Raw genomic sequence first — 13,265 nt, forward strand, 5'->3', positions numbered from 1 at the left:
ACTATTGCGTTGTAGTGAAAGTCACAGCGTCAAGGTACTCAATGTACACTTGTTCACTGAAATGTTAAACCGGACCTGTTTATCGGCCCGTTCGGGTGCCTAAGACTGCCGCACTTTCGTCCTCCACGCCAGTCGGACTTGGCTTAGCCACGACAGCTATTGCACCCAGCGTTGGAGGATTTGCTGCAAATCCGTGCGTTTGAACGGTTTGGCCAGGTAATCGTTCATTCCGGCAGCCAGGCAGGCTTCGCGATCACCCTGCAAGGCATTGGCGGTCAGGGCGATAATCGGCAAATCGACGCAGCCCGGCAATTGTCGGATGCGTCGGGTCGCCTCGTAACCGTCAATCAATGGCAGCCGGCAATCCATCAGAATCGCGGTGAACATCAGGCTCTCGGCGCTGCGGATCGCCTCGGCGCCATCGGTGGCCAGGCTCACTTCAAAGCCCAGGCTGCGCAGCATGGCTTCGACCACGGTACGGTTAACCGGGTTGTCTTCTACCAGCAGTATGTGCCGCCCGTCGCCAGCACTGGTTTTACCCACCGCGTCCAGGTCGATGGCAGGCAGGCTTTGCTGATCGATGACCAATGGAATTTCCAGGGTGAACACCGATCCCTGGCCTTCTTCGCTTTGGGCGCGCAGGGTGCCACCCATGCGCTCGGCCAGGGTGCGGGCGATCGGCAGGCCGAGGCCGGTGCCTCCGTAACGTCTTGAAATAGAGCTGTCGGCCTGCTGGAACGCGTCGAACATCAATTCCAGACGCTCGGGTGAAATGCCGATACCGCTGTCGCGTACGGTGCAGGTGAACCACACCAGTTCATGGTCAAGTGTCTGCCAGTGGGGCTCCACGCGCACGGTACCGTGCTCGGTGAACTTCAAGGCGTTGCCGATCAGGTTCACCAGGATCTGCCGGATACGCGTAGGGTCGCCGCGCACCCGCAGGGCCTCCATGCCCGATGGAATCGACAGCTCCAGGGCCAGCCCGCGCTGCTGCGCACTGTGCTGGAACGCTTGGGCGCAACTGCTGATCAGGTCGGCCAGGTTGAAGGAAATATCTTCCAGCTCCAGCGCGGCCCGTTCGATACGCGAGAAGTCGAGGATGTCGTTGATCACTTTGAGCAGGTGCTCGGTAGACTCGGAGGCCAGCGCGGCGTACTCGGCCTGCTCGTCGGTCATTTCGGTGGTTTCCAGCAGTTGCAGCATGCCCAGCACACCATTCATCGGCGTGCGCAGCTCATGGCTCATCATCGCCAGGAATTCCGATTTGGCATTGTTGGCGCGCTCGGCTTCTTCGCGGGTCTGGATCAACTGGGCCATGGCTTGCTGTTGCTCGCGGCTGGCCTGGTTGAGGCCCGTGGCCAGGTTGTTGATGTGCCGTGCCAGGTCGCCCAGTTCGGAGTCGTCGACAATCGGCAGCGGTGTCTTGTAATCGCCCTGCTGGATGGCCTTCACCGCGTGCCCCATGGCGCTGATCGGCTGCGACAGGCTGGCGGCCAGGCGTCGCGCCAGCAGAAAGGTAAACAGCAGCGCGAACAGCGCCAGGATGCCGGCCTTGAACAGGATTTCCTGCTGGCGCTGGCTGAACGCGTCGTTGGACATCCCGACGATCACCCGGCCCAGGTAGTCCGCTCGCGGTGCCTTGGGTTCGTTGAGGTTGTCCTGGAAAAAGTCATTGCCCAGCTGGATATGCTGCAGGCGGATCGGTGCCTGGAACACTTTCACCGACAATGAACGGTCGTGCTTCTCCGACGGCTGCTCGACGTACACCAGGATGTTCTCGGCGCTGTCCTGGATCTCCAGAAAACGCACGTGGGGGGTGGCCAACGTCGCGCGCAGGAGGGCGTCGAGCACATCATTGTTGCCGGAGATAACGCCGTACTCGGTAGCCGGCGCCAGTTGATTGGCGATCAACTGACCGGTGTGGTCCAGCTCCTGGCGCAAGTCCTGGATACGCACGAAGGTAAAGAAGCTGATCAACAGCAAGGTGAGCAACAGTGCGGGCCCCAGGGTGATGAGCTGGGTGCGGGTGTTGATGTCCCAGCGACGGCGCAAGGTCATGGGCGTTCATCTCCTTCGGCCAGTCGGGCGGCGACGGCAGCTTCGTCGACCTGTTCGATGCCCAGTGAGCGTGCGACTTGCGGGTTGCCCGCCACTTTGAAATGGTGCGGGTAAAGCGTGCGCGGCCAGTTGGCCGGCGGGAGGTCCAGCAGGCGATCGAGTACGGCGAGCCAGTCGGGCTGGTCGCTATAGGTACTGGCCAGGCTGCCGGCCCGGACAAACCCGGCGTTGGGCCCTACCAGCGGCAATTGCTGGGCGTAGCTGCTCAGCAACAGGTTCTTGGCAGTTTTAGGGTTGTACAACTGTGGGTCGTCCAGGCCCAGCAGCACGTCACTGTTCTTGAACAGGGCTTGAAGGGGGCGGCTGTCGTTGGTGTTGTCCCAGTGTTGGGGCACGATTTCCAGGCCCAATGGCGCGGCGTACCGGTCAAGCTCCGGCAGCAGGAATTCGCTGTCGGCGCCGTAAAGCACGCCGATACGCCGCGCCTGGGGCAAGATGCTGGCGATCAGGCGCAACTGGCGCGTCAGCGGCGGGTCGCTCCACAGCAGGCTGATTTTAGCCGGGTGCGCGCTGCCCAGGCGTTGATGGGCTTGCAGGCGGCTGATGCGCAGCACCAGCGTCGGCGGCCCCTGGGTATCCTGCAAGCGCCAGTCGAGGCCGGGCAGGTCCAGCAGGATCAGGCGGGTAGTGCTGGGCAACTGGCTCGGTGCCGACAAATCTTTAAGCAGGGTGAAGGCGACATGGTCTTCGGGGCGCTGCCGGGCCAGAGCCCGGGTGAAATCCTGGACACCGGCACTGTCCTCGGCGGCGGTCAGCAGAATATCGGCGCTCCATACGGGCGTGGTGAACAGCAGACACGACGCCAGCAAGCCGCGCCGCCACAGCCGTGAAACAAGAAGGAGGGTCATCCGTGACGGGCCGCCCATGTCAGAACTCTAGCTGCGCGCTGAAGTAGAGCACATGGCGATGGTCGTAATGGTTGTCGGGCCAGGTGGTCGGCTGGTTGTCGAGGCGTTGTTGCAGCATGCCGGCCAGCTCCATGTTGGTTTTGCCCAGGGCAATGCGCTTGGCCACCCGCAGGTCGACCCGCTCGAAGCGATACTCGTTGAGTGCGTCGTCACCGTAATAGAACAAGGCGCTCGACCAGCCGTGGCCCCATTCACGCAACCAGCCGGCCGAGCCGCTGTTGCGTGCGGTCTGTGCCTTGTCCAGCGGGTTGCTGGCGCTCGCATCGACGTAAGCGTAGGTCAGGCGCAGCCGGTCGGCGTCGCTGACGCGCCAGTCGAACTGCGATTCGGCACCGGTAAAGCGCGAGCTGTTGGCGTTGCTGGCGATATATTGATTGTTGCGCAACGGCGAGCTGATCATGTCGGTGATTTCGTCGTAGAAGAGCTTCACGTCGACATTCAACCCGAGGTCGGCAAAGAAGCCGTTGTAGCCCAGTTCGCGCGAGCGCATCAACTCTTTATCAAGATTGCCGGGGCCGCGTGTCACCACAAAATATTGCCCGGAATTCTGCCCGTAGACCGGCGAGCTGAGGTTGGTGACGCGGTAGCTCCAGTTGACGTTGTTCTCGAACATGTCCGGCGAACGGATCGCCTCGGAGTACACCGCCCGCAGGCCGTGGCGCGGGTTGATCAGATAGTTGACCGCCACGCGCGGCGTCAGCGAGTTGCCGCTCAAGTGGGTGTCTTCGTACATCGCGCCGCCTTGCAGCAGCCAGTGTTCGCTGGCCCGCCATTCCAGATGGCCGAACAGGCGCCAGGTGGTGTCGTCCAGCGTCCCGTTGAAGTAGGTGTCGGAGTCGGCGCGGTCGTAGCGGTAATTCATCCCGCTGACCAGGCGCAGGCTGTCGGAAAGGCTGAGGGTGTCTTGCAGCTCCAGGTCGTAGCGGCTTTCCCTGGTGCTTTGGTCGATATCGCCGCACACGCTCTGGTTGGCGCCGTTGCGCCACTGGTCCAGCACCTGGTTGCCCAACGCCTGTTCGGCGGCGCTGCCGGGTGGGGCGCTGCCCTGGCTGAATTTATCCATGTGCCGCGCCAGTTGTTCGGCATAGTTCGGGTTGAGTTGCCACAACCGGGTCAACTCGGGGCTGAACGAGACCTTGGCATCACAGGCTTTCCAGACTTGCCGACGGTCCCATTGCTGGGCCGACCCCTGGATATACAGGCTGTGTTCGGGATTGAAATCGAAGTTCCAGCGCATCGAGCCTGCATAGTCCTTGGCAGTGGCGTCGGAATTGGTACCACCCTCGGTAATCCCGGCAAATACCGGAGCGTAGGTGTAGGGGCGCTGATTGGTCCCCTCCTTGGCATCCAGTTGCCAGTCGATGCTCTGTTGCGCATTCAACGTCTGGCTGACGGCCAGGCTGAAACGGCTGAGGCGACGGCCGTCGCGGCGGTCGGCGCCGGCGGCATCGCTGTCAAAACCATCGTCCTGCTGCCCTGACAGCGACAGGCGCAGATCGCCGGTTTCCCAGCCCACGCCCTGACTGGCGTAGACATCGTTGATCCCGCGTTCACCCTGAATGACTTTCACCCGCGTGCCCTGGCTGTTGGCCGGGGAACGGGTGAGAATATTGACCACCGCCATCAGCGCATTGGCGCCATAGCTGACCGTGTTGGGGCCGCGAAACACCTCGATACGCTCAATGTCTTCCATGGCGACCGGAATATCGCTCCAGTCCACCGTGGCCAGCCCTGCGCGGTACACCGAGCGCCCATCGATCAGAACCTGCATGCGCCGTGCATCGCTGGCGCTGGTGCCGTGGTAGTTCACCGCCGCCTGGTTGCCGGTGGTGTAACCGACCATCATTCCGGGCACCAGGCGCAACAGCTCGGCAATGTCACGCGCCCCGCTGGCCTTGATCAACTCGCTGTCGATCACGGTCATGCTGCCGGGTACGGCAGCGGCCGATTGCTTGAGGCGGGTGGCGGTCAAGACCTGCGGCAGCGGCTGACTGTCGAGGAACAGGTCGTCGGCCGACGCACTGGTGCTGCACGCGAGCACCAAGGGCAGCATCAATAGCAGGGATGAGCGGGGAGGGGGGCCCAGATACACGGCACGGCCTTGATAATTTCGGATAGCCGCCCATGTTAACTGAGGTCGGGCATTTTGCCAGTCGTGAGACTTGCAATTACTTCACTTAAGTGTGGCATTTTCCGACAAGCCCATGAATTCACGCGGGGGCTGGCCGCAAGCGGGTCGCCCCGTATAATGCCACCATTGCCACTGGTATGGATTAACGGATTGCATATGACTGAACAGCGCCCTATTGCGGTCCTGGGAGGCGGAAGTTTTGGTACCGCCGTGGCTAATCTGCTGGCTGAGAATGGCCGCGCGGTGCGTCAGTGGATGCGTGATCCAGAGCAGGCCGAGGCCATTCGCGTGCACCGCGAAAACCCGCGTTACCTTAAAGGCATCAAGATTCACCCGGCGGTCGAGCCCGTTACCGATCTGCTGGCAACCCTTGCCGACTGCGACCTGTGCTTTGTCGCGCTGCCCTCCAGCGCCTTGCGCTCGGTGCTGGCGCCCCACGCCGAACGTCTGGCGGGCAAGCTGCTGGTCAGCCTGACCAAGGGCATCGAGGCGCAGACGTTCAAGCTGATGAGCGAAATCCTCGCAGAGATCGCACCCCAGGCGCGCATCGGCGTGCTGTCCGGGCCGAACCTGGCGCGGGAAGTGGCCGAGCATGCGCTGACCGCCACGGTGATCGCCAGTGAGGATGAGGCGCTGTGCGAGCGCGTCCAGGCGGTGCTGCATGGCCGCACCTTTCGTGTGTACGCCAGTGGCGATCGCTTTGGCGTCGAGCTGGGCGGTGCGTTGAAGAACGTCTATGCCATCATCGCCGGCATGGCCGTGGCCCTGGAGATGGGCGAAAACACCAAGAGCATGCTGATTACCCGCGCCCTGGCCGAAATGACCCGTTTCGCCGTGAATCAGGGCGCCAACCCGATGACGTTCCTGGGCCTGGCGGGCGTCGGCGATCTGATCGTCACCTGCTCGTCGCCCAAGAGCCGTAACTATCAAGTCGGTTTCGCGCTGGGCCAGGGGTTGAGCCTGGAAGAGGCGGTGACACGCCTGGGCGAAGTGGCCGAAGGGGTCAACACCCTCAAAGTGCTGAAAGCCAAGGCCCAGGAAGTCGGTGTGTATATGCCGCTGGTGGCCGGGCTGCACGCGATCCTGTTCGAAGGACGCACCTTGAGCCAGGTCATCGAGCTGCTGATGCGCGCCGAGCCGAAAACCGATGTCGACTTTATTTCCACCAGCGGTTTCAACTGAGGAACGCGGCATGAACGATTCCAAAGCAGCCCCCAAGTATGAGTCCATTGTGCTGCGCATCCTCTGGATGCTGGTGTTTGCGCTGGTGTGGCAGGTGGCGCAGTTCCTGCTCGGCGCGTTGGTGATTGTGCAACTGATTTACCGACTGATCTACGGCGCGCCGAACCTGGGCCTGATGAACTTCGGCGACAGCCTCAGCCAGTTCCTGGCGCAGATCGGTCGCTTCGGCAGCTTCCACACCGAGCAAAAACCCTGGCCGTTTGCCGATTGGCCAACCCCGCGTGCACCGGAAGGCGAAGCCGCTCACAGCGTGCCGCCGGCACCGCACCCGGTGCGTGACGAAGAGCCCAAGCTATGAAGCTGTGGATTCTGCGCCACGGTGAAGCCGAGGCACACGCTCGCACCGACCCCGAGCGCAACCTGACCGCGCACGGCAGGGCCGAAGTGTTGCGCAGCGCTGCGCATCTGATCGGCCAGCCGCTCGGCGCCATTATCGCCAGCCCCTATGTGCGTGCGCAGCAGACGGCGCAACTGGTGCGCGAGGCGCTGGGCTTCGAACCGCAGATTCGCACGGTGCCGTGGCTGACGCCGGAGGGCAATCCGCTGCAGGTGCTGGAAAAGCTCGACACCGATGACAACGTGCTGCTGGTCAGCCATCAGCCATTGGTGGGGGGCCTGATCAGCGTTGCGCAGCATGGCCATCAGCGCCAGCCAGAACCGATGCACACCGCCAGCCTGGCGGAGCTGGAAGGCGATTTCCCGCTGGCGGGGCTGATGAGTCTGGTCAGCGTGAAAAATCCATAAGCTACATCGACCGGGTGTCTGTGCTATATCTATGGCAGTATTAGGGTCGTAATAAAACCAATAAGGACACCCCGTATGAGCCTGTGGCGCACGCAACCGAATATCGAACACCTCAACGCGAGTCAGAAAAGCACCATCGGTGAATTGCTGGACATTCGCTTCGAAAGCTTCGACGACGAATCCCTCACCGCCAGCATGGTGGTCGACCACCGTACCCATCAGCCCTACGGCCTGCTGCATGGCGGCGCCTCCGTGGTGCTGGCCGAAAGCGTGGGCTCCATGGCGGCCTACCTGTGCGTCGATGCCAGCAAATTCTATTGCGTGGGCCTGGAGGTCAACGCCAATCACCTGCGCGGCGTGCGCAGCGGGCGGGTAACGGCGGTGGCCAAGGCCATCCACATTGGCCGCACGACCCAAGTGTGGGACATCCGCCTGACCAATGACGAGGGCAAGGCCAGTTGCGTTTCGCGCCTGACCGTGGCCGTGGTGCCGCTGGGCGAGCAGCCGCCGGCGCGATAGGCGTGGCGTGAGTGTCATCATTCCTGGCGGTTACGGTCATTGCCGTAAGGGCCGGGCATGGTGACAATCGAGGTCTGTTCCTCTGGAGCGAGCCGGTATGTCGCAGCCTGTATTTTTCGCCCACGCCAATGGCTTTCCGTCGGCCACCTACGGCAAGTTGTTCGACGCCCTGGCCCCCGAGTATGCCGTGGCGCATCTGCCGCAGCACGGCCATGACCCCAGGTTTCCGGTGGACGACAACTGGCAGAACCTGGTGGATGAACTGATCCATCATCTGCAGCAGCAGCCGGAACCGGTATGGGGCGTCGGCCATTCCCTGGGCGGATTGTTGCATTTGCATGCCGCAATGCGCTGCCCGCAGTTGTACCGTGGCGTGGTGATGCTGGACTCGCCGGTGCTGACCCGCGCGGATCGCTGGGTGATTCGCGCCGCCAAGCGCTTTGGCTTCATCGACCGCCTGACCCCGGCCGGACGCACCCTGGGCCGCCGCGAGGAATTCAGCGACCTGGACGCCGCGCGCGCCTACTTCGCCGGCAAGACCCTGTTTCGCAGTTTCGACCCCGAGTGCTTCGAGGCGTATCTGCAACATGGCCTGCAGCAAGTGGGCGATCGCCTGCGCTTGCGTTTCGACCCAGCGACCGAAATCAGCATCTATCGGGGCGTGCCTCACACCAGCCCCGGCCAGGTGCGCCAGTTGAAAGTGCCACTGGCCGTGGTGCGCGGCCGTCAGAGCCGTGTGGTGCTGCGCCATCATGCCAGCGGCGTAGGTCGCCTGCCCATGGGTGAAATGCTCACCATGCCCGGCGGCCACATGTTCCCCCTTGAGCGACCCCAGGACACCGCCATGTTGATCAAGCAGCTGTTTTCCCGCTGGCAGGCCCGTGAGCGCAGTTGCGCATGAGTACGCCGGTGGAAGAAGTACGCCTGAGCCTGCCGCATATCGAGTTGGCCGCGCATCTATTTGGACCTGAAGACGGTTTGCCGGTCATTGCCCTGCATGGCTGGCTGGACAACGCCAACAGCTTTGCGCGCCTGGCACCCAAGCTCCAGGGTTTACGCATTGTTGCGCTGGATATGGCCGGTCACGGGCACTCGGCCCATCGTCCGGCGGGGGCCGGTTATGCCTTGTGGGATTACGTGCACGATGTAGTGCAAGTGGCCGAGCAACTGGGCTGGCAACGTTTTGCATTACTTGGCCATTCCCTGGGCGCCATCGTCTCCCTGGTGCTCGCCGGGGCGTTACCGGAGCGCGTGACGCATCTTGGATTGATCGACGGCGTGATCCCGCCGACCGCCGGCGGCGAGAACGCAGCCGAACGGCTGGGCATGGCCTTGCAGGCGCAACTGAGCCTGCAAGGCAAGCGCAAACCGGTGTATGCCAGCCTGGACCGGGCGGTCGAGGCGCGCATGCATGGCGTGGTCGCGGTCAGCCGCGAAGCCGCAGAACTGCTGGCCCAGCGCGGTTTGATGCCGGTGCCGGGCGGCTATACCTGGCGCAGCGACAGTCGTCTGACCCTGGCATCACCGATGCGCCTGACCGACGAACAAGCCATGGCTTTCGTACGACGCGTGAGTTGCCCTACGCAGTTGGTGGTGGCGGCTGACGGTATGGTGGCGAAACATCCCGAATTGCTTTCACGGCTGCCCTTTACCGTGACGACGCTGCCGGGTGGTCATCATTTGCACCTGAATGACGAGCCCGGTGCGGTTCTTGTTGCAGACTGTTTCAATCGGTTCTTCTGCGCGCCTTGACTTGGCGCGGTCAACTGCCGAGGCTGGGCGGATTGAAAGGGAGTCAACCATGCACCATCTTCAAACCGCTGCGCCCCTCCATGGCCACGGCTCATTGATCCGATGAGCCTGGGTAAAGGATGTTTACGTGCCCTCGGGCTGTGCTGTTTCAGCCCGCTTGTGTTCGCCGCCGATGTGCCGGGGAGCCAGGACTTGCCGGCCGTGGCCCGCCCGGCGGACGCACAGATCGTCGACTACCGCCCTGCTGAAGAGCGGGAACGCATCTACCCCATGGGTGCCATCCGCAAGATCAGCGGCCAACTGCGCTCCGAAGGCCAGGCCACCGCGCGCGGTCAAACCACCGCGATCACTTACGAGCTGCCTGCCGAACACAGCTCCAGCGCCGCCTTTACCGCCACCCGCGAAGCCCTGCAGGCCAAGGGCGCGCAGTTGCTGTTCTGGTGCCAGGCCCGCGACTGTGGCGAAAGCAGCCTGTGGGCCAACGAAGTGTTCGGCAATGCCAAGCTGGTAGGGGCCGACGGCCAGCAGGAATACCTGCTTTTACGTCTGGCGGCCCCGCAGGACACCACGCTGGTGGCGCTGTACGGCATCACCCGTGGCAATCGCCGCGCCTATCTGCATGTCGAGCAGATGGACGCCAGCACGCCGCTGGGGAGTCTTCTGCCCACCTCGGCAACGCTGTTGCGTGAGTTGAAAAGCACCGGTGAGCTGGACTTTCCCGCGCTAGGTGCCGAGCCTGATGACACGTGGCTGACGTTGATCTCCAGGGGGTTGAACCTCGATACCACCTTGCGGGTCAGCCTGTCCGGTCCCAACGCCGAAGCTTGGCGTCAGGGGCTGATCGATAACGGTGTGCGCGCCGCACGCCTGGAAAACAGCCCGGGTGACGCCGAGGGCCTGCATGTGCGTCTGATACGCTAACCTCACAAGGCGAACGGACCCGCGCCGTTCGCCTAAGCTGTCTTCTACCGACTCTTTTCGAGATACCCGATGCTCAATAACGATCGCCTGCTGGTGCAAATCCTGCTGCTGGTGCTGTTTGGTGCCAGCTTCTGGGTCATGGCGCCGTTCTGGTCGGCGCTGTTCTGGGGGGCGGTGCTGGCGTTCGCGAGCTGGCCGCTGATGGTTCTGCTGACACGTGTGCTGGGCGGCCGCGAATCGCTGGCGGCCGGTATCCTGACGTTGGGCTGGATGTTGCTGGTGGCGCTGCCGCTCGTGTGGCTGGGGTTCAACCTGGCGGACCATGTGCGCGATGCCGTGGTGCTGATCAAGGATATCCAGGTCGACGGCCTGCCCAATGCGCCCACCTGGCTTGGCTCGATCCCGGTTATCGGCGAGCGGCTGGTGGCGACATGGGACAGCATCGACCAACAGGGCGCGGCGCTGATGCTCAGCATCAAGCCGTACCTCGGCCAGGTCGGCAACTGGTTGCTGGCGCGCAGTGCGCAGATTGGCGGCGGTATCCTCGAGCTGACCTTGAGCCTGGTCTTTGTGTTCTTTTTCTACCGCGACGGGCCGCGCCTGGCGATGTTTGTGCATCGCCTGCTTGAACGCCTGATCGGCGACCGTGCCGGTTATTACATCGAACTGGTGGCGGGGACGGTGCAACGGGTGGTCAACGGCGTGATCGGCACGGCTGCGGCCCAGGCGGTGCTGGCGCTGATCGGTTTCCTGATCGCCGGGGTGCCCGGTGCGTTGCTGCTGGGCGGCGTGACGTTCCTGCTCAGCCTGATCCCCATGGGCCCGCCGCTGGTGTGGATCCCGGCCACGGCCTGGCTGGCGTGGAAGGGCGACTACACCTACGCGGTGTTCCTAGGCGTATGGGGCACCTTCATCATCAGCGGTGTCGACAACGTGCTCAAGCCATACCTGATCAGCCGTGGCGGCAACCTGCCGCTGGTGATCGTGTTGCTGGGCGTGTTCGGCGGCTTGATCGCGTTCGGTTTCATCGGCCTGTTTATCGGCCCGACCTTGCTCGCGGTGGCCTACAGCCTGTTGACGGACTGGAGCGCGACCCAGGCCCAGGCGCGGCGCGAAGACAAGCCGCTTTAAGCCCTGGGCAGCCACATCACTGCGGTCAATCCGCCGCCTGGCGTGTCTTCCAGGCTCAGGTGGCCGCCGAGGCGCTCGACCGCTTCCCTGGCGATCGTCATGCCCAGGCCGACGCCGCCGGAATTACGGTTGCGTGAGCCCTCCAGGCGAAAGAACGGTTCGAACACCGCTTCGCGCTTGTCGGCGGCGATGCCGGGGCCGTGGTCAATCACCCGGATCACCAGCGCCCCGCGGCTGTCCGCCAGTTCCACACGGGCTGAACCTGCATAGCGCAGGGCATTGTCGATCAGGTTGTTGAGGCACGAACGCAATGCCATGGGCTGCACCTGCAACGGCGCGCAGGTGCCGCCCACGTGCACATCGCTGCCTTGGTCCTGGGCGTTTTCGCTCAGCGACTCCACCAGCGCCTGCACGTCGAGCCAGTGTCGGGTCTCGCTGGTGCGCTGTTCATGCAGGTAGCTCAAGGTGGCGTCGAGCATGCCGATCATGTCGTCCAGGTCCTGGCGCATCTGACCTTGCAGCCGGGTGTCTTCGATCTGTTCCAGGCGCAGCTTGAGCCGCGACAGCGGGGTGCGCAGGTCATGGGAGACCGCCCCGAGCATGCGCGCGCGCTGGCTGACCTGTTCGCGGATGCGCCTTTGCATCAGGTTGAAGGTTGACGCGGCCTGGCGCGCTTCGCGGGGCCCGGATTCTTCGAGGGGCGGGCTGTCGAGGTCAAGGCTCAAACGCTCGGCCGCCGCACTCAGGCGCTGGATCGGCCGGCTCAGCAGCTTGGCGCCGTACCACGCGGCGATGATCAGCGAGATGAATTGAAACGTCAGCGGCACCACCGGGCCACCGAACCAGGGACGGTGAGGCTTGACCAGCGGCCTCATCGAGCCATCCGGCTGCTCGACGAAGGTGTCCTGCGGCGGTGGTGGTGGGGGACCGTAATGATGGAACCAGAAGAACGCCAGCAGATGCGCGAGCACGATGGCCACCAGCAGCACGCCGAACAGCCGCCCGAACAACGTATTGAAGGTGGCGCGCATCAACCGATATCCCGCGCGTCGAACAGGTAGCCTTCGCCGCGTACAGTCTTGATCAGTTGCGGGGCCTTGGGGTCGTCTCCCAGTTTCTGGCGCAGGCGCGAGACCAGCAGATCGATGCTGCGGTCGAACGCTTCGATCGACCGGCCGCGCGCGGCATCCAGCAATTGCTCGCGGCTCAGTACGCGGCGCGGGCGTTCGATAAACACCCACAGCAGGCGGAACTCGGCGTTGGACAGCGGCACCACCAGGCCGTTGTCGGCCACCAGTTGACGCAACACGCTGTTCAGACGCCAATTGTCGAAGCGGATGTTGGCGCGCTGCTCGGTGCGGTCATCGCGTACCCGGCGCAGGATCGTCTGGATGCGGGCCACCAATTCGCGCGGCTCAAAGGGCTTGGACATATAGTCGTCGGCGCCCAGCTCCAGGCCGATGATACGGTCGGTGGGCTCGCAGCGGGCGGTGAGCATCAGGATCGGAATGTCCGATTCAGCCCGCAGCCAGCGGCACAGCGTGAGGCCGTCTTCACCGGGCAGCATCAGGTCGAGCACCACCACATCGAAGGTTTCGGCTTGCATGGCCTGGCGCATCGCCGCGCCGTCGGTCACGCCCGTGGCGAGAATATTGAAGCGCGCCAGATAATCGATCAGCAATTCACGAATTGGCGCGTCGTCGTCGACGATCAGCGCACGGGTGTTCCAGCGCTTGTCATCGGCGATCACCGCGCCTGTGTGCGCATCGTTTACCGGGACGGAAGGAGTATGCATAGTG

General features: G+C 63.4%; 13 protein-coding genes. 8 read left to right on the forward strand and 5 right to left on the reverse strand.

The features are described from left to right. Nucleotides 1-156 precede the first annotated feature (156 nt). Genes BOP93_RS08880 through BOP93_RS08890 form a run of 3 tightly spaced genes read right to left on the reverse strand, consistent with a single transcriptional unit; the run spans nucleotide 157 to nucleotide 5,118 of the window. Entirely contained in the window at nucleotides 157-2,058 is a 1,902-nt protein-coding gene (locus tag BOP93_RS08880; RefSeq protein WP_104502304.1) for an ATP-binding protein, read from the reverse strand. After that, a complete protein-coding gene (locus tag BOP93_RS08885) occupies nucleotides 2,055-2,984 on the reverse strand; it encodes an ABC transporter substrate-binding protein (RefSeq protein WP_104502305.1) in 930 nt (309 codons plus the stop codon). The genes BOP93_RS08880 and BOP93_RS08885 overlap by 4 nt, the downstream gene beginning before the upstream one ends. Nucleotide 2,985: 1 nt before the next feature. After that, entirely contained in the window at nucleotides 2,986-5,118 is a 2,133-nt protein-coding gene (locus BOP93_RS08890; RefSeq protein WP_104502306.1) for a TonB-dependent receptor plug domain-containing protein, read from the reverse strand. 195 nt (nucleotides 5,119-5,313) lie between these two features. On the opposite strand from BOP93_RS08890, the gene BOP93_RS08895 reads away from it, so the two are divergent. The 8 genes from BOP93_RS08895 (at nucleotide 5,314) to BOP93_RS08930 (ending at nucleotide 11,466) form a co-directional block, all read left to right on the forward strand. Beyond that, on the forward strand, nucleotides 5,314-6,339 hold the full coding sequence (locus BOP93_RS08895; protein ID WP_104502307.1) for an NAD(P)H-dependent glycerol-3-phosphate dehydrogenase: 1,026 nt from the start codon (nucleotides 5,314-5,316) through the stop codon (nucleotides 6,337-6,339). A gap of 10 nt (nucleotides 6,340-6,349) precedes the next feature. Further along, nucleotides 6,350-6,697: a DUF4389 domain-containing protein gene (locus BOP93_RS08900; protein ID WP_065896341.1), complete on the forward strand. Its 348-nt coding sequence runs from the start codon at nucleotides 6,350-6,352 to the stop codon at nucleotides 6,695-6,697. Further along, on the forward strand, nucleotides 6,694-7,143 hold the full coding sequence (gene sixA, locus BOP93_RS08905; protein ID WP_104502308.1) for a phosphohistidine phosphatase SixA: 450 nt from the start codon (nucleotides 6,694-6,696) through the stop codon (nucleotides 7,141-7,143). The genes BOP93_RS08900 and sixA overlap by 4 nt, the downstream gene beginning before the upstream one ends. A 75-nt stretch (nucleotides 7,144-7,218) precedes the next feature. Next, complete coding sequence (locus tag BOP93_RS08910) at nucleotides 7,219-7,662, forward strand: hotdog fold thioesterase (RefSeq protein ID WP_104502309.1); 444 nt, start codon at nucleotides 7,219-7,221, stop codon at nucleotides 7,660-7,662. Nucleotides 7,663-7,759: 97 nt separating this feature from the next. Beyond that, nucleotides 7,760-8,563 carry an alpha/beta fold hydrolase gene (locus tag BOP93_RS08915; protein WP_104502310.1) on the forward strand — a complete coding sequence of 268 codons (804 nt, stop codon included), beginning with the start codon at nucleotides 7,760-7,762 and terminating at the stop codon, nucleotides 8,561-8,563. After that, nucleotides 8,560-9,414 carry an alpha/beta hydrolase gene (locus BOP93_RS08920; RefSeq protein WP_104502311.1) on the forward strand — a complete coding sequence of 285 codons (855 nt, stop codon included), beginning with the start codon at nucleotides 8,560-8,562 and terminating at the stop codon, nucleotides 9,412-9,414. The genes BOP93_RS08915 and BOP93_RS08920 overlap by 4 nt, the downstream gene beginning before the upstream one ends. A 102-nt stretch (nucleotides 9,415-9,516) precedes the next feature. Continuing rightward, a complete protein-coding gene (locus tag BOP93_RS08925; RefSeq protein WP_104502312.1) occupies nucleotides 9,517-10,335 on the forward strand; it encodes a DUF4892 domain-containing protein in 819 nt (272 codons plus the stop codon). 69 nt (nucleotides 10,336-10,404) lie between these two features. Beyond that, nucleotides 10,405-11,466: an AI-2E family transporter gene (locus tag BOP93_RS08930; RefSeq protein ID WP_104502313.1), complete on the forward strand. Its 1,062-nt coding sequence runs from the start codon at nucleotides 10,405-10,407 to the stop codon at nucleotides 11,464-11,466. Here BOP93_RS08930 and BOP93_RS08935 read toward each other — a convergent pair. Both BOP93_RS08935 and BOP93_RS08940 read right to left on the reverse strand, forming a co-directional pair. Continuing rightward, nucleotides 11,463-12,497, reverse strand: coding sequence for a sensor histidine kinase (locus BOP93_RS08935; protein ID WP_104502314.1), 1,035 nt, complete (start codon nucleotides 12,495-12,497; stop codon nucleotides 11,463-11,465). The two genes, BOP93_RS08930 and BOP93_RS08935, sit on opposite strands and share 4 nt — an antisense overlap. Then, nucleotides 12,497-13,261 (reverse strand): response regulator, encoded by a 765-nt coding sequence (locus BOP93_RS08940; RefSeq protein WP_104505258.1) that lies wholly within the window; start codon nucleotides 13,259-13,261, stop codon nucleotides 12,497-12,499. The genes BOP93_RS08935 and BOP93_RS08940 overlap by 1 nt, the downstream gene beginning before the upstream one ends. Nucleotides 13,262-13,265 lie beyond the last annotated feature (4 nt).

It is taken from the genome of Pseudomonas orientalis (genome assembly GCF_002934065.1).
Classification (GTDB): domain Bacteria; phylum Pseudomonadota; class Gammaproteobacteria; order Pseudomonadales; family Pseudomonadaceae; genus Aquipseudomonas; species Aquipseudomonas orientalis_A.